Source organism: Agromyces larvae (genome assembly GCF_022811705.1).
Classification (GTDB): Bacteria; Actinomycetota; Actinomycetes; order Actinomycetales; family Microbacteriaceae; genus Agromyces; species Agromyces larvae.
Genome location: NZ_CP094528.1, coordinates 2934586 through 2959829, shown reverse-complemented (window position 1 = coordinate 2959829; position 25244 = coordinate 2934586). Strand labels below are relative to the sequence as shown.

Sequence of the window (25244 nt, the reverse complement as noted above, 5' to 3'; positions counted from 1 at the left end):
AACAGAGGGGGACTGCATGTCCGGACTCGACGACGAGCTCGAGCCGATCTTCACGCGCTTCGGCGAGGCCACCACCGCCCGCTACACGAAGCTGCCCGAGGGCGAGATGCTGCCCGACACGGCGTACCGCATGGTGCGCGACGAGACGATGCTCGACGGCAACGCGCGCCTGAACCTCGCGACCTTCGTCGGCACCTGGATGGACGATCACGCCCAGCGGCTCTACGCCGACTCGTTCGACAAGAACCTGATCGACAAGGACGAATACCCGGCGACGGCCGCGATCGAGGAGTACTGCTGGCGCATCCTCGCCGACCTGTGGAACGCGCCGAACCCCGACGACGTGATCGGCACCTCGACGATCGGGTCGAGCGAGGCGTGCATGCTCGGCGGGCTCGCGTTGAAGCGGCGCTGGCAGCACGCGCGCCGGGCGGCCGGACTGCCCGCCGAGAAGCCGAACCTGATCATGTCGAGCGCCGTGCAGGTCTGCTGGGAAAAGTTCTGCAACTACTTCGACGTCGAGATGCGGGTCATCCCGACCACTCCCGAGCACCCGGTCTTCGACGGCGAAGGGCTCGCCGAGACGGTCGACGAGCACACCATCGGGGTGGTCGCCCTCATGGGGGTGACGTACACGGGCGCGTACGAGCCGGTCGCGAAGATCGCCGGCATCCTCGACGGGATCCAGGCGACGACGGGCCTCGATGTGCCGATCCACGTCGACGGGGCATCCGGGGCCATGATCGCGCCGTTCCTGCAGCCCGACCTCGAGTGGGACTTCCGGCTGCCGCGGGTGGCGTCGATCAATACGTCGGGGCACAAGTACGGGCTCGTGTACCCGGGCGTCGGGTGGGTCGTGTGGCGGTCGACCGCGTCGCTGCCCGAGGACCTCGTCTTCCGGGTGAGCTACCTCGGCGGCGAGATGCCGACGTTCGCACTGAACTTCTCCCGGCCGGGGGCGCAGGTGCTGCTGCAGTACTACCGGTTCCTGCGGCTGGGGCGGCGCGGGTACACGGCGATCCAGCGGGAGTCGCAGCAGGTCGCCCGGTACCTCGCCGACGGGGTCGCCGCGCTCGCGCCCTACGAGCTCGTGACGGACGGCTCGGACATCCCGGTGTTCGCGTGGCGCCTGAAGCCGGGGCACACCGACAAGTGGACGCTCTCCCACCTGAGCGAACGGCTGCGGGTGCGCGGATGGCTCGTCCCCGCGTACCCGCTCTCGGGCGAGCTCGCCGACCAGACCGTGATGCGCATCGTGTGCCGCAACGGCCTCAGCCGCGACCTCGCCGAAGACCTGCTGCGCGACATCCGAACCGAGACCGCGCTGCTCGAATCGCTGCCCGCGCCGATCCCGCATCCGGGGCTGGGTCCGGCGTTCCACCATTGAGCTCGGGCGCGAGGCATCCGGCCGCGGCATCCGCGCGGGGCATCCGGCCGAGGCCCGCGAATTCGGGGCTCACCTGCCGGTCTGATAGACTCGACGTTTGGCTGGGTACTTCCACTGCCCAGACCGTAGACGAATCCCCTGTATCTCACCGGGCAACCGGAGGGGCTCGTCTGCAGACAAGAGACCTTGGGAGGGGCATCCGCCCCTCGGTATTGGAGGAAACCAATGGCAGCAGTGTGCCAGGTGACCGGCGCCGTTCCCGGCTTCGGTCACAACATCTCGCACTCGCACCGGCGTACGAAGCGTCGCTTCGACCCGAACATCCAGAAGAAGACGTACTACGTTCCGTCGCTTCGCCGTAACGTCACGCTGACCCTGTCGGCGAAGGGCATCAAGGTCATCGATGCCCGTGGCATCGAAGCCGTCGTGAAGGACCTCAAGGCTCGCGGGGTGAAGCTCTAATGGCGAAGCAGCAGGACATCCGTCCCATCATCAAGCTCCGTTCGACGGCCGGCACCGGGTACACCTACGTGACCCGCAAGAACCGTCGCAACACCCCCGACCGCCTCGTGCTCAAGAAGTACGACCCGGTGGTCCGCAAGCACGTCGACTTCCGAGAGGAGCGCTAAGCATGGCCAAGAAGAGCAAGATCGCGCGCAACGACCAGCGCAAGGTGGTCGTCGACCGCTACGCGGCCAAGCGCCTCGAGCTGAAGAAGGCGCTCGTCGACCCGAACGGCACCGACGAGAGCCGCGAGGCCGCTCGCGTGGGTCTGCAGAAGCTGCCCCGCAACGCGTCGCCGGTTCGTGTGCGCTCGCGTGACGCCATCGACGGCCGCCCCCGTGGCGTCCTCACGAAGTTCGGCATCTCGCGTGTCCGCTTCCGTGAGATGGCGCACCGCGGCGAGCTGCCCGGCATCACCAAGTCGAGCTGGTAACCCGCTCGCGCACAGCACGTCCAGGAGGGCGTCGGCTTCGGCCGGCGCCCTCCTTCGCGTCTCCGCTCCGCCGGGAGCCACCTGGGCTCCGCCGGCGGCGCCTGCGCTCAGGGGATGGTGCGGTGCGCCCGGTGATCGTTCCAGCGCCGCCGGCGTACCAGGACGCCGCCGGCGCCGGCCAGCAGCACCACGGCGAACAGTGCGGCTGATGGATCGAAGCCAGTGCCGGCGAGCTGAGGCATCACCTGGATGACGACCGAGTCGGACGCATCGCCGACCGTGCCCGTGATCCGGTGGGGCGACGCACTCGGGAACGTGACTCGGGCGCCGTCGATGATGTCGGACGCGACGCTGCTCGTAAATCGGGTCGCAGACGTGACATCGCCGAGCGAGTCTCCGTTTGCATCGAACCCCTCGACGGTGAGCGTGACGGCGCCGCCCTGCGGGACGACCAGCGCGTCGGGCGTGATGCGAATCGACACCACGGCCTCGAGCACGGAGAGCACGCTCAGGTCGAGTGCGGTCTCGGACGCGAGCCAATGCTCGGGGGACGGGTTGTAGAGGACGGAGACCGTGTGGTCGCCGATCACCGGCACAGCCCAGACGAGGGTCGCAGCGCCGGATGCATCGAGGACGACGGGTAGCCCGACCGGCGCGCCGTCGACCAGGAGCTGCACCATCCCCTGCGGGACCGGGGCATTCGGCTGATCGGCCGTGATCTGCACGGGGATCGGCAGCGCACGGCCCGCGACGGGCACCGCGGTGAGCGGGGCGACGACCGTGGTGCTCGCCGCGGGCCCGACCTCCACTCCGACCGTGCCAGATGTCGTCGCGAACGTCCCGGTGATGGTGCGCGTGCCTGCCGTGGTGAACGCGACCGTTGCACCCGACACGGCATCGACCGGGTCGCTGCTGGTGAACGCTGTATCTGCGCTGACATCGCCGATCTCGACGCCGTCGGCGTCGAATGCGACCGCGGTGAACGGCACCTCGTCGCCCACGAACACGGGATCCGCACCAGCCGTGACGACGAGGCTCGCCGTCGCGGTCGGGATGTCGAGCACCGTGACCTCGATCTCGCCGCTGTTCGCGATCCAGTCGCCGGGCTCGGGGAGGTACTGCACCTCGATGTCGTGTGCCCCAGCGGTCGGCGACGGCCAGGTGAGGGTCGCCGCGCCGGCTGTCAGATCGACCGCGGGGCCGATCGGCTCGCCGTCGACCACCAGTTGGACCCGGCCCGCCGGAGTACCGGCCGTGGCCGCGGTGGCGACCGTCGCGGCCACGTCGATCGCACGCCCCTCGACTGGGATGCCCTGCGGCGTCGCCGTCACCGTCGTGGCTGCGGGCGTCGCCGTGATCGTGGCGGTGTCTCCCGCGGCGCCGAGGGTGCCGGTGACGGTGCGGGCTCCGGCGCCGTGGGTGGTGACCGCGTTGCCGGTGACGGTGTCGGCGGCGGCGGAGCTGGTGAAGGTCGTCAGCGAGGTCACGTCGCCGAGGCTCGCGCCCTGGGCGTCGAACGCGGTCGCCGTCAGCGTCACCGTGTCGCCCTGCACCGGCGTCGCGGTGCTCGGCGTGATCGTCAGCGTCGCGGCCGCGTCGGTGACCGTGAGCACCGTCACGGTCGCCGACCCGGTCGCTGCCGCCCAGTCGGCGGGCGCAGGCGTGTACACGACTTCGATCGTCGTGCCGCCGGCCGTGGGCGATGGCCAGGTCAGGTCGGCCTGTCCGCCGCTGAGCGCGACCGGGGCGCCGACATCCACTCCGCCGATCCGCAGTTGCACTGTTCCCTGCGGCGTTCCGGCGGACGCCGCGGCGACCACGGCGGCGTGCACGGTGATGGCTCGGCCCTCGACCGGGATGCCCTGCGGCGTCACGGTCACGGTCGCGGGTGCGGCGGACGCCGTCACGACGGCGCCTCCACTCACGGCGCCGAACGTGCCGGTGACGGTGCGGGCTCCGGCGCCGTGGGTGGTGACCGCGTTGCCGGCGACGGTGTCGGCGGCGGCGGAGCTGGTGAAGGTCGTGAGGGCGGTCACGTTGCCGAGGCTCGCGCCCTGGGCGTCGAACGCGGTCGCCGTCAGCGTCACTGTGGCGCCCTGCACCGGTGTCGTTGTGCTCGGGGTGATCGTCAGCGTGGTCGCGGCCGCGGAGGTCGTCAGTACGGTCACGGTGGTGCTGCCGGTCGACGGGGCCCATCCGCCGCTCGGCGCGTATACGGCCACGACCAAGTGCGGGCCGGCGGGCAGGGCCGGGAGGGTGAACGCGGCCGTGCCGCCGGACAGCGGGAAGGTGCCCACCGGCCCCCCGTCGACGGTCACCGTCACGCTGCCCTGTGGGATGTCACTGGGCGCGAGGGTGTTCGCCACGCTCGCCTGCATCGGCGTCGGCCGATTCTCGGCTGGGATGCCGATCGCGGAGACGGTGGTGGCGGTCGTCGCGGGACTCCAGATCGCGTACACCGTCATGCTCGCGGTGATCACGGTCGAGGTGGTGAACGTCGCGCCGCCGCCGCCCGCAGCAGTGTTCCAGCCGAGGAACGTGTAGCCCGGTCGCGTTGGTGTGGCCGGGAACGACCGGGCTCCGGCGGTGAAGGTCGGCGCGAAGACACGTTCGGTGGAGGTCGGGCCCCCGGGGTAATTGCGGTCGAACGTGACGAGGTAGTTGTTCGGAAGCACGCCGAGGGTCGCGTAGGCCACGTTCGCCGTCGCAAGCGTGACCGCGCCGGTGTTCGTGAACAACCCAACGCCTGCCAGGCGACCTGTGCCGGTCACCACGCCCGCGTTTACGACGGATCCGCCGTCCGTGACCGTGATGGTCGATGACGCCGAGAGGCTGACCGTGGCGCCGGCCCCGATCTCGACCGTGCCGAACGACCTGCCCGGCCGGGCGCCGAGGGCGTACGTCGCGGAGATCGACACGCTGCCGCCCAGAATGCGGACGGCACCGCCGTTGCCGCTTCCTGCGCCGATGCCAGCCACGTACGTGCCCCCCGCGGTCGCCGTCGCCGTCACTGTGGCGGAACCGGCGATCGTGATGTCGCCGCCGGGTGCCACGTCGCCTCCCTCCACCCCGCCGCCGCCGATCGCCGAACCCCAACGGCCGCCGGTCGCATTCACGGTAGCCGAGTCCTGGATCAGGATGGTTCCCGGCGATCCGCCGTCGCCCCCACCGATCGCCGCCCCGCCGTTCGCACTCTGGGCGGTGACGACGGCGCTCCCGCCGATGGTGATGACGCCGCCCGAACCGCCATGCGCGTTGGAGTTCCCGCCGCCGCCGATCGCGGCGCCCAGCGAGTACAGGGTACTCGGCGCGCGCGCCGTCACGGTCGCCTGCCCGTCGATCGTGATCGTGCCGCCCGCGCCATTCTTGCCTCCGCCGATGGCTGCCCCGTTGTAATCTCCCGATGTCGGAGCTGTCGCCGTGACATCCGCGAAGCCCCGGATCGTGATCGTGCCGCCGCTCTGCTGGTCGCCGCCGCCGATCGCGGCGGAGTTCGCGGATCCTCCGTTCGCCGTCACCTGCGCATAGCCGTCGATGAGCAGGGACGCACCCGACGTCAGGATGCCGCCGGTCGCGGTCAACCGGTTGGTGCGCGCGGAGTCAGCGGTCGTGATCCTCAGCGACGATCCGCTGCCGAGGCTGATGTTCGTGACCTCGAGCGTGTAGGTCGCGAGGTCGAGCGTGAGCGCGGTGCCCGCTGCCAACGCGAGGGTGGATCCGGTCAGCGCACCGGTGAGCGATGCCGTGCCGCCGACCGAGGCGGGGTTCGTGAACGCGTCCTGCAGTGCGCCAAAACTCGCCACCGGCGCAGCGTGAGCCGGGTCTGGTGGATTGATCGGAGCCATGCCGAGTGCGCCGCCGACCAGTACCCCTGTGGCGACCAGTGCGGTCGCGCGTCCCACCCACCCCATGGCGAAACCATAGACCACGCGGACGCCCGTCCTGCGGAGGTCGCGCGTCGCGCGTGCGCAGGCGTCGGCCCGAGGCATCCTCACGATCCCGCCCTTGCCCCGCTGCGCAGAAGCGACTACACACGGAAGGGGGTCGGCGGGACATCACCTCGGATGCCTCGATCGCGATCCGCTTGGGGGCTCACGTGGCAACGGACACCGACACGCAGACGCAATCTCAGCCCACGACCGCGAAGCTCGCACTGCCCGCACTGACCGCGATGGTCGTGGGTTCGATGGTGGGGGCGGGCGTGTTCCAGCTGCCCGCACGATTCGCGACGCAGACCGGCGTGTACGGAGCCCTCATCGCGTGGGGCATCGCGGGGCTCGGCATGCTGACGCTCGCGCTCGTGTTCCAGTCGCTCGCGAACCGCAAGCCGAAGCTCGACAACGGGGTGTACGTGTACGCCCGCGAGGGATTCGGGGTGTATCCCGGTTTCCTCTCCGCGGTCGGCTTCTGGGCGTCCGCGTGCGCGGGCAACGCCTTCTACTGGGTGCTCATCATGACCACGATGAGCCAGCTCTTCCCCGAGCTCGAGCCGTGGCTCGGGCAGGGCGACACCTGGATCGCGTTCGGGGTGTCCACCGCGGCGGTGTGGGGGTTCTACTTCCTCATCCGTCGCGGGGTGAAGGAGGCCGCGGCGATCAACTTCATCGTGACGGTCGCGAAGGTCGTGCCGCTGCTGCTGTTCCTCGTGCTCGTGCTGTTCTTCGTGCGATGGGACGTGTTCGCCGCGAACCTCACCGGCGGCTACGACCTGCCCGGCGGCGACTCGCTGTTCCTCCAGGTGCAGGGCACGATGCTCATCACCGTGTTCGTGTTCCTCGGCATCGAGGGCGCCAGCGTGTACTCGCGGCATGCGAAGCGGCGCAAGGACGTCGGCAAGGCCACGGTGCTGGGGTTCCTCGCCGTGCTCGCGCTGTTCGCGTCGATCTCGATCCTGTCGTACGGGATCCTGCCGCGGGACGAGCTCGCCACGCTGGCGCAGCCGTCGGTCGGCAGCGTGCTCGAGGCCGCGGTGGGGCCGTGGGGCGGCGCCTTCATCCGCATCGGGCTCATCGTCTCGGTGCTCGGCGCCTACCTCGCCTGGCAGCTGCTCGCCGCGGACGTGGTCTACGCGGCCGCCAAGGACAACGACCTGCCGCACCAGTTCGCCCGGCTCAACAGCCGCGACGTGCCGAACAACGCCGTGCTGTGGACCTCGATCCTCGTGACCGTCATCCTCTTCGCGGTGCAGTTCGTCGGCAACGCGCTCGACTTCACGCTCGATCTCACCGCGGCCCTGGCGCTCGCGCCCTACGCGCTCGCGAGCGCGTACGCGGTGAAGATCGCGATCACCCGCGACGGATACGACGGCGAGCAGCCGCGGGTGCGCACCCGCGAGCTGATCATCGCGATCATCTCGACCGCGTACACCCTCTTCCTGATGTGGGCGGCGGGCTACGTCTTCCTCTTCCTCGCCTGCCTGCTGCTGGCACCCGCGACGGTGCTGTACTTCTTCGCTCGCCGAGAGCAGCAGGCGCGCATCTTCACGCGGCCGGGCCTCGTGACGTTCATCGTGATCGTCGTGTTCGCCGTCATCGGCATCGTGCTGCTCGCGACCGGCTTCGTGCAGATCTGAAATCCGCTCCGAACCAGACAGGGAGTTCCATGTCGAACACGTACGGCGTCCATTCCGAAGTCGGCAAGCTCGAGAAGGTGCTGGTGTGCCGACCCGGCCTCGCCCACGAGCGGCTGACGCCCAGCAACAACGACGACCTGCTCTTCGACGACGTGCTGTGGGTGCAGAACGCCAAACGCGACCACCACGACTTCGTGCTGAAGCTGCAGGATCGCGGCGTCGAGGTGGTCGAACTGCACGACCTGCTGGCGCAGACCCTGGCCGTGCCGGGTGCGAAGGAGTGGCTGCTCGACCGCAAGATCACGGCCAACGAGGTCGGCCTCGGCCTCGTCGACGACACCCGCGCCTACCTGGCGAGCCTCGGGGACGCGCCGCTCGCCGAGCTGCTCATCGGCGGGCTCTCGTCGCGCGAGCTGCCCGAGGAGTTCCGGTCGTCGTACCTCGCGCTCACCCGCGACGACGCAGGCGTCAACGACTACCTGATGCCGCCGCTGCCGAACACGATCTACACCCGGGACACGACCTGCTGGATCTACGGCGGCGTGACCCTGAACCCGCTCTTCTGGCCGGCGCGGCACGATGAGACCCTGCTGATGAAGGCGATCTACGAGTACCACCCCGACTTCGTCGGCAACACGATCTGGTGGGGCGACCCCGAAGAGGAGTGGGGCCAGGCCACGCTCGAGGGCGGCGACGTCATGCCGATCGGCAACGGCGCCGTGCTGATCGGCATGAGCGAGCGCACCTCGCGGCAGGCGATCAGCCAGGTCGCGGCGAAGTTGTTCGATGCCGGTGCGGCCGAGCGGGTGATCGTCGCCGGCATGCCGAAGCTGCGCGCCGCGATGCACCTGGACACCGTGTTCACGTTCGCGGACCGCGACCTCGTCACCTACTACCCCGACATCGTCGACGGCATCGACACGTTCTCGCTGCGGCCCGCCGACGACGGCAGCGTCGAGGTGACCGCCGAGAAGGATCCGTTCGTCGACGTGGTCGCCCACGCGCTCGGCCTGCCGAAGCTGCGCACGGTGGAGCCCGGCGGCGGATGGTACGCGGGGGAGCGTCAGCAGTGGGACAGCGGCAACAACGCGGTGGCGGTGGAGCCCGGCGTCGTCTTCACCTACGACCGCAACACGCACGTCAACACGCTGCTGCGCAAGGCCGGCGTCGAGGTGATCACGATCGTCGGGGCGGAGCTCGGGCGCGGACGCGGCGGCGGGCACTGCATGACCTGCCCGATCTCGCGACAGCCGGTCGAGTTCTGAGCGCGGCCCGACGCGTCGTCGTCAAGGCCGATCGGATGCCTCGAAGTGCACGAATGCCCCGGAAATCCGCGTGATTCCGCGGAACGGTGCTACATTCGAGGCGGCCTGATCGGCCAGGGGGGCGGTTCGACGATCGTTTCCCATGCATTTCACTGAACCAGCTGCAGAAGACAGCGAACGTCCGAGGAGGACACTCAATGGCTGACAAGTCGCTGAACAAGACCGAACTCGTCGCGAAGATCGCCGCGTCGACCGGTCAGAGCCAGGCCACCGTCGACAGCGTGCTCGGCGGGCTCTTCGACGCCCTCGGTGAGGCCGTCGGCTCGGGCACCAAGGTGTCGATCCCGGGCTGGCTCGCCGTCGAGCGCACCCACCGCGCCGCCCGCACGGGCCGCAACCCGCAGACCGGCGCCACCATCGAGATCCCGGCCGGCTACTCGGTCAAGGTCTCGGCGGGCTCGAAGCTCAAGGCTGCTGCCAAGTAGTCCCACCACCGCGAGCGAAGGGCGCCGGCCGTTGGCCGGTGCCCTTCGCCGTTCCCCGGTGCCCTTCGCCGTTCCCCGGCCCCGAGGCATCCGCTCTCAGGGTGCTCGCCTAGGCTGTTGCGGTGCCCCGCTCCGTCCGCGTGCTCGGCCCTGCCGTGCTGCTCGCCGTCGCGCTCGTCGCGCTGATCGGCGGACTCGTCGTCGGCGGCGGTGCCGACCCGCTCGCGATCCAGGATCCCGGTCCGGTGGTCCGCTGGGGTCTGCCGGTCGCCAAGCTGCTCGTCAACCTGGGCGCGGCCGGCATGATCGGCGCCCTGGCGCTGGCTGTGTGGGCGCTCAGCCCGAAGCATCCCGAGTTCGATGCGGCCCTCGACGTGGCCGCAGCATCCGCAGCCGTGATGACCGTCGCGAGCGGCGCCGCAGGCCTCATCACCTTCCTCGACGTCACCGGCGAATCGCTCGCGTTCGACGATCTGTTCGGCCGCAAGCTCGGTCAGTTCATCTCGACCATCGAACTGGGGCAGGCCTGGCTGATCACGACGCTGGTCGCGGCGGCCGTCACCGTGCTGTGCTTCGCGGTGCGCAACCACACCGCGCTGGTGTTCGTCGCGGTGCTGGCGGTCGCGAGCCTCGTGCCGCTGGCGCAGCAGGGCCACGCCGCCGGCACGGCGGGGCATGACGCCGCGATCACCGCGCTCGGGCTGCACCTCGTGTTCGCCGCGGTCTGGCTCGGCGGGCTCGTCACGATCGTGCTGCTGCAGCGCGCCCTCGGTCGCGATCGGCTGCCGGTCGTCCTCGCCCGGTACTCGACCGCCGCGCTGGTCTGCTTCATCGTCGTCGCGGTCTCGGGGTACGCGAGCGCGGCGCTGCGCATCGGCGACTGGCCCGATCTCGCGACCCCGTACGGTGCCCTCGTGGTCGCCAAGGCGGTCGCGCTGGTCGCGCTCGGGCTGTTCGGCGCAGCGCAGCGCCGCTGGCTGATCGGCCGGATGTCGCGGAGCGCGACGTCCGCGACCCGCTCGTTCTGGACGTTCGTCGTGCTGGAGCTCGCGTTCATGGGCATCGCGTCGGGCGTGGCCGCCGCGCTCGGGCGCACTGCGCCGCCGGTCGCCGAGCAACTCCCGACGGTGCCGACGCCCGCCGAGCTGCTCACCGGCGAACCGCTGCCGCCCTGGCCCGAATGGTGGCGGTACTTCACCGAGTGGCGCCCCGACCTGATCTGGCTCTTCGCGTGCGGGTTCGGCATCTTCTTCTACCTCGCGGGTGTCATCCGGCTGCGCCGTCGCGGCGACCACTGGCCGATCTATCGCACGGTGCTCTGGGTGGCGGGCCTGCTCCTGCTCGCGTTCATCACGAACGGCGGGGTGAACGCGTACGAGTCGTACCTGTTCTCGGCGCACATGCTGGGGCATATGGCGCTGACCATGACCGTGCCGGTGCTGCTCGTGCCGGGCGCGCCGGTCACGCTCGCGGCGCGCGCGATCCACGCTCGCAAGGACGGCTCGCGCGGCGGCCGCGAGTGGATCCTGCTCGCGGTGCACTCGAGGTTCGCGCAGCTCATCGCGAACCCGATCGTGGCCGCGGTGCTGTTCGCCGGGTCGCTCTGGGTGTTCTACTACTCGCCGCTGTTCCGCTGGACGATGCTCGACCACATCGGACACGAGTGGATGATCGCGCACTTCCTGATCACCGGGTACCTGTTCGTGCAGTCGCTCATCGGCATCGACCCCGTGCCGTACCGGTTGCCGTACCCGTTCCGGCTGCTGCTGCTGCTCGGCACGATGGCGTTCCACGCGTTCTTCGGCCTCGCGATCATGGTGGGCACCGGGCTGCTGCTCGCCGATTGGTACGGCGCGATGGGCTGGGGAACCGACGCGCTCGTCGACCAGCAGCTCGGCGGCGGGATCGCGTGGTCGATCGGCGAGATCCCGACGGTGGCGCTGGCGATCACGGTCGCGTTCCAATGGTCGCGCAGCGACGAGAAGGAGTCGAAGCGCCGCGACCGGCACGCCGACCGCACGGGCGATGCCGAGCTCGCCGAGTACAACGCCCGGCTGGCCGCGCTCGCCGACCGCGACAACGCGTAGGCGACGACCGCTACTTGAGCTGCACCGAGATCGACCCGTCGGGCTGGATGCTCGCGTCCAGCGCGACCTGGAACGTCTCGTCGGTCTCGAGCTGCTGGACTTCGCCGTCGAAGAGGGACTGCACCTCGACCGACAGGTGCGCGACGCCCGGGGTCGGGGGCATCTCGAACGCCGTCTCGCCCGCGCTCAACGTGACGGTCGGGTAGGAGACGATGCTCCACTGCGGCGCCGAGAGCACGCGGTCGGAGATCTCCTCCCCGAACGGGCAGCTCGTCGGCTGCAGCACCTGCTGCGTCGCGCAGCCGTCGAGGTAGGCGTCGAGCTGCGTCTGCACCCGGGAGACGAACTCGGGGGTCGGCTGCGCGTCGACGGTCACGGAGGGGCGGCTGGAGGGTTCGGCGGGCAGCTCGACGGTCTGGGCGATGAGCAGCGCGCTCTCGTACGAGAACTCGTACACGGCGGGAGCGATCGCGAGGTACGGCGCGGTCTGGCTGAACGCGGTCAGGTCGTCGCCGCTCTTGCGCGCGCGGGTGTCGAGGTTGAGCGCGCCGACCTGGAAGAACGGGTTGTGCGCGGCGGTGACGTCGATGACCGCCATCGGACTCACCGCGAACTCCCACCGGTTGAGCACCCCGTACAGCGGGGCGATCGGACGCACCTCGAACTCGGTGTCGATGATCGCGGTGCCGAGGCGGTAGCTCGCCGTCACCGTGTGCGACCCGTCTTCGTGGGCGACGTCGGCGGTGATCTGCACGGACTCGGGCGCCGCGCTGACCACGGTGCTGCGCAGCAACGCGGTCGACACGTCGGCGGGCAGGCCGAGCGCGGCCAGGTCGGCCTGGTCGAGCGAGACGCCGGGCGTCGCGGCGGCGAGGGCGATGTCGTCGTCGGCGATGAGCTCGAGATAGCGGGTCACGAACGAGGATGCCCCGTACAGCGTCTGGTTGAGGCCGCCGAGGGCGGCCAAGAACCCGGACGCGAGCAGGGCGGCGAGGCCGACCCAGCCGACGACCGAGAGCGGCGACACGCGTGCGCTTCGCTCGGCCGTGCTCCCCATGCGCCAAGTCTATGCACCGGTCGGCGTCTGGCCCGATGCATCCGTTCGCCACGCGGCTACAGTGGGAGCCGCGCCCGACGGGCGCGCTTCGAGCGGATGCCGCTTCGCCCGATGCATCCGCAGCCAGCGAGAGCCGACCCGTGATCGACGTGACCCTGACGCCCGAGCAGCAGGCGGTGTTCCAGGCGATCGAGGACACCCGCGACCACGTCTTCGTGACGGGCCGAGCGGGCACCGGCAAGTCGACGCTGCTCACCCACCTGAACTGGCGCACGAAGAAACAGATCGTCATCTGCGCGCCGACGGGGGTCGCTGCGCTGAACGTGGGCGGTCAGACCATCCACTCGCTGTTCCGCCTGCCGATCGGGGTCATCGCCGACCACGACATCGAGCAGAACGATGCGGTGCGCAAGATCCTGAACGCGATGGACACGCTCGTCATCGACGAGGTGTCGATGGTGAACGCCGACCTGATGGACGCGATGGACCGGTCGCTGCGCCAGGCGCGCCAGCGCAAGGCCGAGCCGTTCGGCGGCTCGCAGGTGGTGTTGTTCGGCGACCCGTACCAGCTGGCGCCGGTGCCGGGCGACGGCGACGAGCGCCGCTACTTCGCCGACACGTACGCGTCGATGTGGTTCTTCGACGCGAAGGTCTGGCAGGAGGCCGACCTGCGCATCTTCGAACTCGGCGAGGTGCACCGCCAGCACGACGACGCGTTCAAGCACATGCTGAACGCGGTGCGGCACGGGCAGGTGACCGCCGAGATCGCGGGCGTGCTGAACGAGACGGGCGCGCGCCGCCCGCTGCCCGAGCAGGGCGCCATCACCCTCGCGACCACGAACAGCACGGTGAACCGCATCAACCGCACCCAGCTGCACCGCCTGCCGGGCCAGTCGGTCGCGAACGAGGCCGAGATCAACGGCGACTTCGGCGGTCGTGCGTACCCGGCCGATGAGCGGCTCGAGCTGAAGGTGGGCGCGCAGGTGATGTTCCTGCGCAACGACACGCAGGTGCGCGGCGACGGTCCGCGGTGGGTGAACGGCACGATCGGCACGGTCACCTCGCTGCAGGGCGAACTGAAGGTCGAGGTCGACGGCGACGAGCACGAGGTCGAACCGGCGATCTGGGAGCGGTTCCGCTACTCGTGGGACCCGGTCGGCAAGCGGCTCACGAAGGACATCGTGGCCGAGTTCACGCAGTTCCCGCTGCGACTCGCGTGGGCCGTCACCATCCACAAGTCGCAGGGCGCGAGCTACGACACCGCGATCGTCGACCTCGGTCCGCGAGCGTTCAGCCCGGGGCAGACGTACGTCGCCCTGTCGCGGCTGACGTCGCTCGAGGGGCTGTACCTCACCCGGCCGCTGCGGCCGAGCGACATCATGGTCGACCCGAACGTCGAACGGTTCATGTCGGGTGCGGTGCGCTCGATCGGCGGCCCGCCCGCGGAGGCGGCACGGCCGTAACGACGGCGCAGGTTAGAATCGCTGCACACACGGCTGGGGGGAGCTCGAGTGTCAGCAGGTCTGGGCATCGGTCGACGTCGAGCGGCGCGGGCCATCGTGGCCGCGGCCGCCGTGGGCGTCGTGACGGCGCTCGCGTTCTCGGGCTGTACGGGATCCGTCGATCCCACCGAGGGTCTCGGCGGGGTCGAGACCGCGTTCACCGACGACCTCGCCGACCGCCTCGACGCGATGCTCACCGAGACGGTCGCGCTCGCCGGTGCGAGCGGCGGGCTCGCGACCGTGTCGGCGCCGTGGGCCGGGCAGTGGTCGGGTGCGGTCGGCACGGTCGGATTCGACGAGGGCGCCGCGCCGGTGAGCACCGAGACGCCGTTCCGGATGGGGCGGCTGACCGGCGAGATCACGTGCCTGCTGCTGCTGCGGCTCTCGGAGACCGGTCAGCTCGCCCTCGACGACGAGGTGTCGCAGTACGTCGAGGACATCCCCGGCCTCGACGGCATCACCCTCGAACAGCTGTGCCGCGACACCGCGGGCCTCACCGACTACACCCGGGCCCTGGGCCCGCACTTCCTCCGGAACCCCGAACGGGTCTGGCCCGAGGGCGAGCTCATCGCGTCGTCGCTGGCATCCGACCGGGTCGGAGCGCCCGGCCAGACCTGGTCGCCTTCGCGAACCAACATCCTGCTCGCCGCGCTCGCCGCCGAGCGCGCGACGCATCGCAGCTGGAACGACCTCGCCGCCGAGTACGTGCTCGGCCCGCTCGGGCTGTCGCACACCTCGCTGCCGTCGCCCACGGCGCAGGTCGCCGAGGGCACGCTCGGTGCGTACGCGGCGCTCCCGGGCGGCGACGGGTCACCCGACTGCGCGGCCAGGGCGGATGTCTCGCGGCAGTCGAGCTCGATCGGCGGCGAAGCCGCCGGCGCGGTGTCCACCCTCGCCGACGCCGCCCGGCTGAACGAGGCGTTCGCGACCGGTGCGCTGGTCGGCGAGCACGTCGAACAGCAGCAGTGGACGACGACTCCCACCTCCGCCGACGCGCCCGCCTGGCAGACGCAGGGCATCGGCGGCATGCAGTACGGCCCCATGCGCGGGGTCGTGAGCGAATCGCCGGGCATGCTCACGGCAGGTCTGACCGACCCGAAGAGCGGGCTCACCGTGGTGATCGTCCTGAACAACTCCACCTCGGGTGCCGCGTTCGTGCGCGAAGCGGCGTTCGCGTTCGCCTCGCTGGGCTCGAAGGCGACGCCCGTGGCCGACGAGGAACGCCCCCTCATCGAGCTGCCGTGGTCGGCCGAGCAGGCCACCGAGCAGCTGCACGCGCTCGCGAGATGCCCGATCGAGACCGCGCCGGAGGCGCCCGTCGAAGAACCGCCGGCCGAGGAACCGCCCGCCGAGGAACCGCCCGCCGAGGGCTGAACCGGCCCGGCCGAATCGAGGTGCACGATGTGCAGGTGGTTGGCGTATTCGGGTGAATCCCTGCATCCGTCGTCGCTGGTGCTCGACACCGCGCACTCGCTCGTCGCGCAGTCGCTGAACTCGCCGCTCGGCGCCGAAACGGTGAACGGCGACGGCTTCGGGCTCGGCTGGTACCCGATGGGCGCCGACGCGGCCGGCAGCCCGGCGCTGTTCCGCAGCATCGAGCCCGCCTGGTGGGACGAGAACCTGCGCGAGCTCACCCAGGCGATCGAGACCGAGCTGTTCTTCGCGCATGTGCGCGCGGCCGCCGGGCCGCCGATCCAGCAGACGAACTGCCACCCGTTCCGGCACGGCCGCTGGCTGTTCATGCACAACGGCGCGCTCGCCGAGTTCCACCGGTACCGGCGCGATCTGATGCTCGAGGTCGACCCCGAGCTGTTCCCGCTGATCCGCGGCACCACCGACTCCGAGGTGCTGTTCCATCTCGCGCTCACGTACGGGCTCGAACAGGATCCGGTCGCCGCGGTGGGTCGGGCCATCCGCCGGGTCGAGGCCGCCGGCCGGGCGCACCGCGTTCCCGACCCGATGCAGGGCACGGTCGCGGTCACCGACGGCTCGACGATCTGGGCGTTCCGCTACTCCAGCTCGGGGCGCTCGCGCTCGCTGTTCCACTCGATCGACATCCCGTCGCTGCGCGAGCTGTACCCCGACTTCGAGCGGCTCGACACGTTCGGTCCGACCGCGCGCGTGGTCGTGTCGGAGCCGCTCACCGACCTGCCCGGGGCGTTCGTCGAGGTGCCGGAGGCGACCCTCGTGGTCATCGGCCCCGGCGGCGATTTCCGGCAGGAGCCGTTTCTGGCGGGCTGAACGGCACGGTGGCTGCCCCCGGGCGGAAGGGGGGATAGCCCCATGACGGGCGATGCCCCCGCGTCGCTACCGTGCGGGGCATGCCCACCGCATCGACACCCGAGACATCCGCCACCGGGACATCCGCCACCGGAGCATCCGTTCATGAAGGAGCCGCGACCGTCGCGCGACCGTCGCCCGGCGCTCGCATCGGCTGGGCCTGGGTGCTGCTCTCGTCCATCGGCATCGCCGCGTTCGCGGTGACGCCCTACCTGACGGCATCGCTGCGCGAACTCGGCGAGGCGGGCACCGGTCTGGCCGGCCACTACGACGGGCAGCCCGCGTTCGTGCAGGTCGCCTTCTCCGTGCACATCGTGTTCGGCGGGTTCGCGCTGGTCACCGGCCCGCTGCAGTTCTGGCGCGGCCTCCGCGACCGGATGCCCCGACTGCACCGCTGGGTCGGCCGCGCCTACCTGGGCGCCGTCGGGGTGGGCGGCCTCGCGGGCCTGGCGATCGCGCCCTTCAGCCAGGCGGGCCTCGTCGGCTTCTTCGGCTTCGGCGCGCTCGCGGTGCTCTGGCTCGTGAGCGGATGGCGCGGCTATCGCGCGATCCGACGCGGGGATGTCGCGAACCACCGCGCCTGGATGATGCGCAACTTCGCCTTCACGTACTCGGCCGTGATGCTGCGACTGTGGGTCCCCGCGCTGCTGGTGCTGCAGATCCCGTTCGCGGGGGAGGGCGGGTTCGACTTCGACGCGTCGTTCGCGAACGCCTACGCAGCGGTGCCGTTCCTGTGCTGGCTGCCGAACGTCGTGGTCGCCGAGTGGTTGATCCGGCGCCGCGGGCTGCCGTCGTACGTCGTGGCATCCGCGCCGGTCGCGCGCGTGTCGCAGCCTCGCCGCCGGGCGTCCGCGGCGATAGGCTCCCGCTGAGGGCGGTGCGACGAGGGGGGAGCACGCGATGAACGTCTGGGACTGGTTCTGGTGGATGTTCTGGGTCTTCGTCTACGCGGCGTACCTGTGCGTGATCATCTTCATCATCATCGACATCTTCCGCGACCGCTCGCTGAACGGGTGGTGGAAGGCGCTCTGGCTGCTCTTCCTGCTGTTCGTGCCGTTCCTCACCGGGCTGGTGTACCTCATCGCCCGCGGGGGCGGCCTGTCGCAGCGCTGGGCGCGCCAGCAGGTCGAGTACCCCGATGAGGATGTCGCGGCCATCCGTTCGCAGTCGTTCCAGAACCCGGCCGACGAGATCGCGAAGGCGGCCGCGCTGCGCGACGCGGGCACGATCACGCCGGGCGAGTTCGAGGCGATCAAGGCGAAGGCGCTCGGCTCGAAGTTCTAGTCGGCCGGCGGGCGGCCGGCACCCATGCGACCACGATCGAGTGCGGTCTGCGGCGGCCGGGAGTACGATCCCACCGGGAATCCACTACTCCCATCCCGGGAGGCACCGTGCCCTTCTACATCATCGAACGCAACTTCGTCGAGCAGCTCGATCCGCCGATCGAGGCGGCGCCCGGCATCAACCTCATCAACGATGAGGAGGACGTGCGCTGGGTGTACTCGTTCCTGTCCGTCGATCGCCGACGCACCTACTGCCTCTACGAGGCGGCATCGGCCGAGGCGATCATCGCGGCCGCGGAGCGTGCCGGCATGCCGTACGACGTCATCACCGAGGTCGACGGCCGAGTGATGCCGACGGGCGTGCTCGCGGCGGTCGAGTAGCCGGAGCGCGGGGCGGTCGGGCGGTCGGGCTCAGACCAGCCCGCGCTCGCGCGCGTAGCGCGCCGCACTCGTGCGGTTCGGCATGCCCGTCTTCATGAGGATGCTCCGCACGTGGTTGGCCGCAGTGTGCTCGCTGATCACCAGCCGGCGGGCGATCTCGCGGTTGCTGAGTCCGTCGGCCACGAGCCGGAGCACCTCGGTCTCGCGGTGCGTGAGCGGGCCGTCACCGAGATCGTCGGATGCCTCGGGTGCGGCGTCGACCGACTCCACCGCCTCGGGTGCCGCGTCGAGGATCGCGAGCAGGCGGGTCATCCGTTCGCCGGCGAGCCGACGGGCTCGGGCCGTCAGCTTCGACGCGGTGGCGCGGTCGCCGGTCGCACGCGACCATTCCGCCGAGGCGGCGAGCGAGTAGGCCAGGTGCAGCGACGCCCCGATGCGTTCGGCCAGCTCGATCGCGGCGACGAAGTGCGCGCCTGGGTCGGCATCGCCGGTGAACGCGTCGAGCTCGCCGAGATACCGGTCGGCGGGCCCGAACGGCGCGACGAAGAACCCGAGCAGCAGGTTGCAGCCCGCGAACTCGGCCATGAGCGGGCGGATCGCGCGCGCCGCGTCGACGTCGCGGCACCCGAGCGCCGCCTCGGCCATGAGGGCGAGGCGTCCGGGCCAATCGGTGGAGACATGCCGCGCGGGAGCGTCGTGCTCGAGCAGCCAGTGCAGGACCCGGCGCGCCGCGTCGAGCATCCCGGCCTCGACGTAGAGCGCCATCAGGCCGGGCGCCCAGTTCGCCGCAGGCGATTCGTCGCCGGTGAGCAGCCGCAGCGCCGGCCCGAGCCGGCCCGTCTCGCGCCGGAGCATGAACGTCTGCGTGGCCGACACCGCCGACGAGGCATCCGATCGGAAGTCGGCCTCGATCGCCTCCAGCTCGGCGAGCCGCGCGGCGGCGAGTTCGAACCGCGCCTCCGAGAACGCGCGACCGAAGCCGGCGCAGGCGTGCCAGTACCGCCAGTACGCGCTCCAGCGCAGACTCGACTCGGCCAGCCTCCGCTCAGCGGCCGCGAGGTGCTCGGCGTCACCGAGCACGTAGGCCGTGTGCGCTCCGGCCATGCCCGCGGCACCGGCCCAGTCCTCGTCGACGCCGGTCGCGAGCCGGGCGAGCTCCTCGGCCTGATCGAGCCGCTCGCGGAGCTCTCCGATGCGGTCGGGCTGGGCGATGCGCGCCCGCAGCGTCGATGCGAGCGTGCGCTCGTCGCCGATCGCACGTGCGAGGCGGATGGCGAGATCGCCGTCCGCGGCGCCGCCGTCGACGTCGCCGGTGAACGCCAGTGCGCGCCCGCGGCTCGCGAGCGCCTCGATGTAGAGCGGGTCGCGCACGTCGGCGTCGATGCCGGCCAGCGCCGCCCCGAGCAGTTCCGCCGCCCGAACGCCGATCAGCCCGGGCCGCCACGACGCGTCCTCGAAGCCGATCGCCGCGCGCACGCGCGTACGCGGATCCGCCGACTCGAGGTTGAGCTCGTGGAGCGCGCGTGCCCGCGCGAAGTCGGCGGCGAGGCCCCAGCTGCGTGCGGCCCGCGCCCGCAGCCGGTCGGCCTCGTCGCTGCGCGACGTGACCGCGGAGGCCCGCTCGAGCAACGCCGCCGACTGCTGATGCGCGAGGCGCCGATCCGCGGACTCCGCGGCGCGGATGAGGTAGGTCACCGCGAGGTCGCCGTACCCGAGCGCGCGGGCGGCGTCGTAGTGGTGCGCGAGTCGCTGCACCAGCCGGGGAGCCGAGGGGAAGCGTGCCTCGAGCGTCTCGGCGATGCGCGCGTGCAGGCGCATCGCCTCCGAGGGCGGCACGAGGTCGAGCACGGCCTGCCGGGCGATCGCGTGCGGGAACGCGTAACCCGAGTCGTCGGCGTGCCGTTCGAGCAACCCGGCTCGAACGATGTCGTCGAGCGCGCGCAGCGCGACCTCGCGCGGCGCCTCGACGGTGGCGAGGAGTTCGGCCGGGTCGACGGTGTGCCCGCTCACCGCGGCGACCTGCAGCACGGCGAGGGCGTCGCCGTCGAGCATCGCGATGCGCGGTCGCAGCAGGTCGGCGCTCGTCTCGGGCATCTCGAACGCGGGTTCGCCGGTCTCCATCGCGGCGAGCAGCCGGGGCCACGCCTCGCCGACGAGGAACGGGTTGCCGCCCGTGATCGTGCGCAGCGCGCGCGCCGGGCCCGCAGCACGATCGGGCGGGAGCCCGGCACGTTCGCCCAGGTATTCGATCAGCTCGTCGTGCGTGAACGGTGCGAGGGCGATCCGGCTCACGTGGGCCAGGCGTGCGACCCGACCGACCGCCCCGACCAGCGCGGCCGACCGATCGGGCGGGGCGGACCGACTGGCGGCGACCACCAGCACGGGCGCGTCGGCGATGCCGATCGCCAGCCGCTCGAGCAGCCGCACCGCGTCGGCGCCGGCCCAGTGCAGGTCGTCGAGGACGACGACGAGCGGGTTCCGCGCAGCCGCGTCGCGCACCGCATCGACGACGGCGTCGTACAACTGCTCGCGACCGATCGCCCGCGCGTCGCCCGAGGGCCCGAAGGCGCTCTCCAGTGCGGCGACGGCGTCGGCCGATCCACCCGGGGCGACGGGCAGCCGCAGCAGCTGCTGGATCGCCGTGTCGAACGGCTCGAGCGGTCGGCCGAGCTCTTCGATGCAGGTCCCGGTCAGCACGGTCGCACCCCGCGCGTGCGCCTCGAGCCCGATGGCGACGAGCAGGCGCGACTTGCCGCCGCCCGGTTCACCGGTCACGAACACGGCTCGGCCGTCGCCCCCGATCGCCGCGTCGAGCGCGGCGCGGAGGGCGCGCAACTCGGCGCGTCGGGCCACGATGGGCGGGATGCCGGGTGTCGTCCAAGTCGACGGCAGTGCGAGCGCGGAACCGGTCCGCATGGCTCCACGTTAGCGCCCGCGGCCGGTTCGCCGAATGGTCGGAATTGCCTATCCGGTGCCCGGGAACCCGTGCGCGCAAGATGGGCAACCCTCGTCATGCGGGGCATCCGGGTGCTGCGTAGCGTCGCGAACGGTCGACATCCACGTCGATCGTCTGGGGGACATCATGAACGCACGAAGGGCCGTCTGGGCGGTGCCGCTCGCGGTGGCGGGCCTGCTGCTCGCCGGCTGCGGGTCGACCGCGCCGTCGGCGAAGCAGGGCGGCGCGAACCGCGAGGTCGTCTACAACACGGGCGCATGCAGCGGCCCGTCGTACATCCGCGAGCGGGCACCCGAAGGCGTCTGCGCGAGCCGCGCACCGCAGCAGGCTCCGGCCGTCGACACCGAGGTCGACGACTCGATGAACCTCGGCCGACTGTTCCGCGAGCAGTACGTGGCGGAGTGAGCCGCCGTCGCGCGGCGGCCGGCCCGGCGGACGGGCTGGCCACCGCGCGTGCGGATGCGGCATCCTGACTGGATGACCGAATCCGCCCCCCTGTCCCCGTCCGCCCCCGCGCCGTCACCGAACCCCGCGCCGTCACCGTACGGCACGGCGCCGGCCCGCCCGCGCAACGTCGTCGGCATCGCCGCTTTCATCGTCGGCGTGGCATCCAAGCTCGTAGGCGTCGGGTTCGGGCTGAGCGTTCCCGCGATCCTCGCGGCCGACGGCGCGTACGGCGTCTACCAGGTGGCGTCGTTCGCGACCTCGACGGTCGGATTCCTGCTCGCGCTCGTCGCCGTGGTGCTGGGCATCGTCGGCCTGGTGCGCCGCGGGGCACCGCGCGGCTTCGCCGCCGCCGGCACCGCGATCGGCGCGGTCGTCGTCGTCGAGGTGGGGGTCGGGGCGCTCCAGGGCGCGGTGTACTCGCTCTTCTGAGACGGCCGGCGCCGCTACATCCACTTGCTGCGCTTGAAGATCCAGTACAGCACCAGCGCGAAGCCGACCATCAGCGCCAGCGCCAACGGGTACCCGAACGCCCAGTGCAGTTCGGGCATCCAGTCGAAGTTCATGCCGTAGATCGCGGCGATCAGCGTCGGCGCGAACAGGATCGCCGCCCAGCCCGAGATCTTCTTCATGTCCTCGTTCTGCCGCTGCGCGACCAGCGTCGAGTTCACGCTCAGGATCTGCGACAGCGCGTCGCGGTACTCGGCGACCTGCGCGTTCGCGCGGGCGAGGTGATCCGAGACATCCTGCAGGTACGCCTGGAGCTCGTCGGGGATGCCGTACTTGCCGAAGCCGCCGCGCAGCCGGTCGAGCACCTCGGTCAGCGACGCCGTCGTGTGCTGCATGTCGATGACCTCTTGGCTCAGCCGGTAGATGCGCTCGGCGACCGCGGGGTCGCCGCTGAACACCTGGCGCTCGATCTGCTCCTTGTCGATCGCGATGCCCTTGAGCACGGGGGCGTACCCGTCGACGATCTCGTCGAGCAGGCGGTAGACCACCGCCTCGGGCCCGAGCTGCAGCAGGTGCTCGTCGGTGAGCGTGCGCTCGCGGCGATCGTTGCCGGTGAGCTCCTCGTCGTCGAACGACGTGCCGTCGGTGCCGTCGATCCAGCGCCTGTCCTGACAGAACAGGGCGACCGCGCGCTGCCCCACGACGATGTGGAACTCGGCGAAGTCGACCTCCTCGTCTTCGTCGATGTACCGCGCCGACCGCACCACCAGGAAGAGCACGTCGCCGTAGCGCTCGAGCTTCGGCCGCTGCCCCGCGTGCAGCAGGTCCTCGACCAGCAGCGGGTGCAGCTCCCAGGCGTCGGCGAACTCGCGCACCGCGGCGGGGGTGGGCGACGGGTAGAAGAAGATCGTCAGATGGTCGGGCGCCGCGTCGGCGAACTCGAGCCCGTCGGCGACGCTCGCACTCGCCGGGGCGTGCGTCGCCTCACCGGCGGTCACGTAGCGCATCAGCTTCGGCGGCTGCGGTTCGGTCGCGGTGTCCGGCCTGGGCGCGCCGGTGCGGCGGCGCAGGGGGTCGAGCCGGCGGAACGGGGTCGATTCGCTTCGGCGCTGGGCCATCGGATGCCCCCTCTCGAGTCGTGGCACACACGACCGTCGCGGCGGCCGCGGGTGAGGTGGGTTCGCCGTCGAGTGTAGTGAGGAAGGCGGTCAGCGGCGCAGCGCGGTGAGCTCGATCTCGATCCGCGCTCCGAGCGGCAGGCCCGCGACGGCCACCGTCGTGCGGGCCGGGAACGGCTGGGGGAAGACGGTCTCGTAGACCGCGTTCATCGCCGCGAAGTCGTCCATGTCGGTGAGGAACACGTTCACCTTCACCGCGTCGGCGAAGCCGAGACCGGCAGCGGCGAGCACCGCCCCGAGGTTCGCGAACACCTGACGAGCCTGCGCCGTGACGTCGCCCTCGACGAGGGCGCCGGTCGCCGGAACGATCGGCGTCTGCCCCGACAGGAACACGACCTCTCCGGCGGTCATCGCGTGCGAGTACGGGCCGACGGCGGCTGGAGCATCCACCGCGATGATGTGCGAGCGGGTCATAGGCCGACCTTAGCCGCACGCACCGGCGGTGTTACGCGGTGCGCAGGATCGACGTCATCTTCTTTCCGCGGGCGACCTCGTCGACGAGCTTGTCGAGGTAGCGGACCTTCTGCATCAGCGGGTCTTCGATCTGCTCGACCCGCACGCCGCAGATCACGCCCGTGATGAGCGACGCGTTCGGATTGAACGCGGGCGCCTGCTCGAAGAAGGTCTCGAGGTCGACCCCGTCGGCGATGACGCGCTGGAGGCCGGCCTCGTCGTAGCCGGTGAGCCACTCGATGACCTCGTCGAGCTCCTCACGGGTGCGCTGCTTGCGCTCGACCTTCTCGACGTAGAGCGGGTAGATGCTCGCGAAGCTCAGGCGGAAGATGTTGCGCGCCATCGTCGTCCCCTCCGTGGACTCCGCCGCGCCGAACGGTGCGACGCTCCCAGCGTACGAGGCACGCGGGAGCGCCGCACCTTCGCGGATCAGAGCTCGATCGGCAGGTCGAACAGCCGCTTGGCGTTGCCGGCGAGCACGAGTTCGCGGTCGGCGTCGCTGATCTCGAGCTCGTTCTGCACGAACTCGACGCCCTGGCCCATCCAGCTGTAGAACACGGGGAACGACGAGCCGAACAGGTAGTGGTCGGCGCCGTTGATCTCGAGCGCCGCCTCGACCTGCGTCTTGCCCCAGGAGTGCGGGTGGGTGAGGTCGAAGAAGATGTTCTCGCGCAGGTACTGCTGGATCTTCTCGCCGCCGGTCGACTCGAGCCGCTGCATCGCCTCCTTCTTGGGGGAGGCGTGTGGGGTGAGCAGCGCGGTGTTGGCGAACCAGTTGCCGCCGAGCATGGTGTGGATGAACCGCAGGTTGGGGTACTTGTCGAACATGCCGCTGAACAGCTCGCGGCCGACGGCGATGCCCTGGTCGATGATCCGGCCGTACTCGCGGCGGAGGTTCGTGTAGTCGATGACCGACTTCCACTCGACGGGCAGCGGCGTGTGGTGCACGATCACCGGGATCTCGAGGTCGTTCAGCACCTTGAGGTACGGGTCGAACGCCTCGTCGTCGAGGTAGAGCTGCCCGTAGTGGCAGGCGAGCTGCACGCCGACGACGCCGAGCTCCTTCACGCAGCGCTCGAGTTCGTAGATGCTCTGCTTGTCACCCCACGGCGGCACGCAGGCGGTCGAGAACAGGCGGCCGCCCGACCGCGCGACGATGTCGGCGGCGTTGTCGTTGACCGCCTTGCAGGTCTCGAGCGGCAGCCACTCCTGCCACACCGGCACGCGCATGATGCCGTAGTCGACGCCGGCTTCGTCCATCGCGGCGAGCTTCGCCTCGGCGGAGTAGTCGCCGTCGACGTAGTTGAGGTTCTGGTAGCCCTTCGGCTTCTCGAGCACGAGCTGCTGCTTGCCGCTCTCCATCTCGATGACGCGGGCGATCTCGCCGAAGCCGCGCGGCGCGCTGTCGAGGAAGCCGCGCAGGATGGCCTCGTTGCTGAAGAGGTCCTCGGGCAGGTGGTGGATGTTGATGTCGACGACCGTCATGGTCTGGTGCTCCTGTCTCGCGTCATCGCGGGGAAATCGAAT

Annotated in this window: 23 protein-coding genes; 16 read left to right on the top strand and 7 right to left on the bottom strand. The window is 70.8% G+C overall.

The features are described 5' to 3' along the window. The first annotated feature begins 16 nt into the window (after positions 1-16). The 4 genes from gad (at position 17) to rpsN (ending at position 2324) form a co-directional block, all read left to right on the top strand. Positions 17-1387 (top strand): glutamate decarboxylase, encoded by a 1371-nt coding sequence (gene gad, locus MTO99_RS14230; RefSeq protein ID WP_243554292.1) that lies wholly within the window; start codon positions 17-19, stop codon positions 1385-1387. 225 nt (positions 1388-1612) lie between these two features. After that, positions 1613-1849: a 50S ribosomal protein L28 gene (rpmB, locus tag MTO99_RS14225; RefSeq protein WP_149160602.1), complete on the top strand. Its 237-nt coding sequence runs from the start codon at positions 1613-1615 to the stop codon at positions 1847-1849. Then, complete coding sequence (gene rpmG / locus MTO99_RS14220) at positions 1849-2016, top strand: 50S ribosomal protein L33 (protein ID WP_149160603.1); 168 nt, start codon at positions 1849-1851, stop codon at positions 2014-2016. The genes rpmB and rpmG overlap by 1 nt, the downstream gene beginning before the upstream one ends. A 2-nt stretch (positions 2017-2018) precedes the next feature. Further along, on the top strand, positions 2019-2324 hold the full coding sequence (rpsN, locus tag MTO99_RS14215; protein ID WP_243554291.1) for a 30S ribosomal protein S14: 306 nt from the start codon (positions 2019-2021) through the stop codon (positions 2322-2324). Between the two features lie 107 nt (positions 2325-2431). Here rpsN and MTO99_RS14210 read toward each other — a convergent pair whose 3' ends face one another. Continuing rightward, positions 2432-6235, bottom strand: a complete 3804-nt coding sequence (locus MTO99_RS14210; RefSeq protein ID WP_243554290.1) for an InlB B-repeat-containing protein — start codon at positions 6233-6235, stop codon at positions 2432-2434. Between the two features lie 185 nt (positions 6236-6420). Between MTO99_RS14210 and MTO99_RS14205 the strand changes: the two genes are divergently transcribed. The 4 genes from MTO99_RS14205 (at position 6421) to MTO99_RS14190 (ending at position 11733) form a co-directional block, all read left to right on the top strand. Next, positions 6421-7896, top strand: a complete 1476-nt coding sequence (locus tag MTO99_RS14205; protein ID WP_243554289.1) for a basic amino acid/polyamine antiporter — start codon at positions 6421-6423, stop codon at positions 7894-7896. A 29-nt stretch (positions 7897-7925) separates the two neighbouring features. Further along, a complete protein-coding gene (locus tag MTO99_RS14200; protein WP_243554288.1) occupies positions 7926-9161 on the top strand; it encodes an arginine deiminase in 1236 nt (411 codons plus the stop codon). 197 nt (positions 9162-9358) lie between these two features. Further along, positions 9359-9646: an HU family DNA-binding protein gene (locus MTO99_RS14195; protein ID WP_149160606.1), complete on the top strand. Its 288-nt coding sequence runs from the start codon at positions 9359-9361 to the stop codon at positions 9644-9646. 122 nt (positions 9647-9768) lie between these two features. Beyond that, a complete protein-coding gene (locus MTO99_RS14190) occupies positions 9769-11733 on the top strand; it encodes a bifunctional copper resistance protein CopD/cytochrome c oxidase assembly protein (protein WP_243554287.1) in 1965 nt (654 codons plus the stop codon). Positions 11734-11743: 10 nt separating this feature from the next. Here MTO99_RS14190 and MTO99_RS14185 read toward each other — a convergent pair whose 3' ends face one another. Continuing rightward, positions 11744-12790, bottom strand: a complete 1047-nt coding sequence (locus MTO99_RS14185) for a hypothetical protein (RefSeq protein WP_243554286.1) — start codon at positions 12788-12790, stop codon at positions 11744-11746. 140 nt (positions 12791-12930) lie between these two features. Between MTO99_RS14185 and MTO99_RS14180 the strand changes: the two genes are divergently transcribed. The 6 genes from MTO99_RS14180 to MTO99_RS14155 all read left to right on the top strand — a co-directional run bounded on the left by MTO99_RS14180 (position 12931) and on the right by MTO99_RS14155 (position 18236). Next, positions 12931-14253: an ATP-dependent DNA helicase gene (locus MTO99_RS14180; RefSeq protein ID WP_243554285.1), complete on the top strand. Its 1323-nt coding sequence runs from the start codon at positions 12931-12933 to the stop codon at positions 14251-14253. A 48-nt stretch (positions 14254-14301) separates the two neighbouring features. Beyond that, on the top strand, positions 14302-15666 hold the full coding sequence (locus tag MTO99_RS14175; protein ID WP_243554284.1) for a serine hydrolase domain-containing protein: 1365 nt from the start codon (positions 14302-14304) through the stop codon (positions 15664-15666). Between the two features lie 27 nt (positions 15667-15693). Further along, the gene (locus MTO99_RS14170; RefSeq protein ID WP_243554283.1) at positions 15694-16533 is read left to right on the top strand and encodes a class II glutamine amidotransferase; all 840 of its coding nucleotides are present in this window, start codon (positions 15694-15696) and stop codon (positions 16531-16533) included. 80 nt (positions 16534-16613) lie between these two features. Beyond that, a complete protein-coding gene (locus tag MTO99_RS14165; RefSeq protein ID WP_243554282.1) occupies positions 16614-17444 on the top strand; it encodes a DUF2306 domain-containing protein in 831 nt (276 codons plus the stop codon). A 28-nt stretch (positions 17445-17472) separates the two neighbouring features. Beyond that, entirely contained in the window at positions 17473-17856 is a 384-nt protein-coding gene (locus MTO99_RS14160; RefSeq protein WP_243554281.1) for an SHOCT domain-containing protein, read from the top strand. Positions 17857-17963: 107 nt separating this feature from the next. Continuing rightward, on the top strand, positions 17964-18236 hold the full coding sequence (locus tag MTO99_RS14155; RefSeq protein WP_243554280.1) for a nickel-binding protein: 273 nt from the start codon (positions 17964-17966) through the stop codon (positions 18234-18236). A 30-nt stretch (positions 18237-18266) separates the two neighbouring features. Here MTO99_RS14155 and MTO99_RS14150 read toward each other — a convergent pair whose 3' ends face one another. Next, positions 18267-21152 (bottom strand): ATP-binding protein, encoded by a 2886-nt coding sequence (locus MTO99_RS14150; RefSeq protein ID WP_243554279.1) that lies wholly within the window; start codon positions 21150-21152, stop codon positions 18267-18269. Positions 21153-21318: 166 nt separating this feature from the next. Between MTO99_RS14150 and MTO99_RS14145 the strand changes: the two genes are divergently transcribed. Further along, the gene (locus MTO99_RS14145) at positions 21319-21597 is read left to right on the top strand and encodes a hypothetical protein (protein WP_243554278.1); all 279 of its coding nucleotides are present in this window, start codon (positions 21319-21321) and stop codon (positions 21595-21597) included. A 72-nt stretch (positions 21598-21669) separates the two neighbouring features. After that, positions 21670-22068: a hypothetical protein gene (locus MTO99_RS14140; protein ID WP_243554277.1), complete on the top strand. Its 399-nt coding sequence runs from the start codon at positions 21670-21672 to the stop codon at positions 22066-22068. 14 nt (positions 22069-22082) lie between these two features. Here MTO99_RS14140 and MTO99_RS14135 read toward each other — a convergent pair whose 3' ends face one another. From MTO99_RS14135 to MTO99_RS14120, 4 genes are all read right to left on the bottom strand, one after another. Beyond that, a complete protein-coding gene (locus MTO99_RS14135; RefSeq protein ID WP_243554276.1) occupies positions 22083-23204 on the bottom strand; it encodes a magnesium and cobalt transport protein CorA in 1122 nt (373 codons plus the stop codon). Positions 23205-23294: 90 nt separating this feature from the next. Further along, positions 23295-23678, bottom strand: coding sequence for a Rid family detoxifying hydrolase (locus MTO99_RS14130; protein ID WP_243554275.1), 384 nt, complete (start codon positions 23676-23678; stop codon positions 23295-23297). Positions 23679-23709: 31 nt separating this feature from the next. Beyond that, positions 23710-24060, bottom strand: a complete 351-nt coding sequence (locus tag MTO99_RS14125; RefSeq protein ID WP_243554274.1) for a DUF2200 domain-containing protein — start codon at positions 24058-24060, stop codon at positions 23710-23712. Between the two features lie 86 nt (positions 24061-24146). Next, positions 24147-25202 (bottom strand): amidohydrolase family protein, encoded by a 1056-nt coding sequence (locus MTO99_RS14120; RefSeq protein ID WP_243554273.1) that lies wholly within the window; start codon positions 25200-25202, stop codon positions 24147-24149. Between the last annotated feature and the right edge of the window lie 42 nt (positions 25203-25244).

Excerpts from the sequence above, each read along its gene's own strand:
- gad (WP_243554292.1), top strand. The coding sequence starts at position 17 with ATGTCCGGACTCGACGACGAGCTCGAGCCGATCTTCACGCGCTTCGGC.
- rpmB (WP_149160602.1), top strand. The coding sequence starts at position 1,613 with ATGGCAGCAGTGTGCCAGGTGACCGGCGCCGTTCCCGGCTTCGGTCAC.
- rpmG (WP_149160603.1), top strand. The coding sequence starts at position 1,849 with ATGGCGAAGCAGCAGGACATCCGTCCCATCATCAAGCTCCGTTCGACG.
- rpsN (WP_243554291.1), top strand. The coding sequence starts at position 2,019 with ATGGCCAAGAAGAGCAAGATCGCGCGCAACGACCAGCGCAAGGTGGTC.
- MTO99_RS14210 (WP_243554290.1), bottom strand. The coding sequence starts at position 6,235 with ATGGGGTGGGTGGGACGCGCGACCGCACTGGTCGCCACAGGGGTACTG.
- MTO99_RS14200 (WP_243554288.1), top strand. The coding sequence starts at position 7,926 with ATGTCGAACACGTACGGCGTCCATTCCGAAGTCGGCAAGCTCGAGAAG.
- MTO99_RS14195 (WP_149160606.1), top strand. The coding sequence starts at position 9,359 with ATGGCTGACAAGTCGCTGAACAAGACCGAACTCGTCGCGAAGATCGCC.
- MTO99_RS14185 (WP_243554286.1), bottom strand. The coding sequence starts at position 12,790 with ATGGGGAGCACGGCCGAGCGAAGCGCACGCGTGTCGCCGCTCTCGGTC.
- MTO99_RS14170 (WP_243554283.1), top strand. The coding sequence starts at position 15,694 with ATGTGCAGGTGGTTGGCGTATTCGGGTGAATCCCTGCATCCGTCGTCG.
- MTO99_RS14165 (WP_243554282.1), top strand. The coding sequence starts at position 16,614 with ATGCCCACCGCATCGACACCCGAGACATCCGCCACCGGGACATCCGCC.
- MTO99_RS14160 (WP_243554281.1), top strand. The coding sequence starts at position 17,473 with ATGAACGTCTGGGACTGGTTCTGGTGGATGTTCTGGGTCTTCGTCTAC.
- MTO99_RS14150 (WP_243554279.1), bottom strand. The coding sequence starts at position 21,152 with ATGCGGACCGGTTCCGCGCTCGCACTGCCGTCGACTTGGACGACACCC.
- MTO99_RS14145 (WP_243554278.1), top strand. The coding sequence starts at position 21,319 with ATGAACGCACGAAGGGCCGTCTGGGCGGTGCCGCTCGCGGTGGCGGGC.
- MTO99_RS14140 (WP_243554277.1), top strand. The coding sequence starts at position 21,670 with ATGACCGAATCCGCCCCCCTGTCCCCGTCCGCCCCCGCGCCGTCACCG.
- MTO99_RS14135 (WP_243554276.1), bottom strand. The coding sequence starts at position 23,204 with ATGGCCCAGCGCCGAAGCGAATCGACCCCGTTCCGCCGGCTCGACCCC.
- MTO99_RS14130 (WP_243554275.1), bottom strand. The coding sequence starts at position 23,678 with ATGACCCGCTCGCACATCATCGCGGTGGATGCTCCAGCCGCCGTCGGC.
- MTO99_RS14125 (WP_243554274.1), bottom strand. The coding sequence starts at position 24,060 with ATGGCGCGCAACATCTTCCGCCTGAGCTTCGCGAGCATCTACCCGCTC.
- MTO99_RS14120 (WP_243554273.1), bottom strand. The coding sequence starts at position 25,202 with ATGACGGTCGTCGACATCAACATCCACCACCTGCCCGAGGACCTCTTC.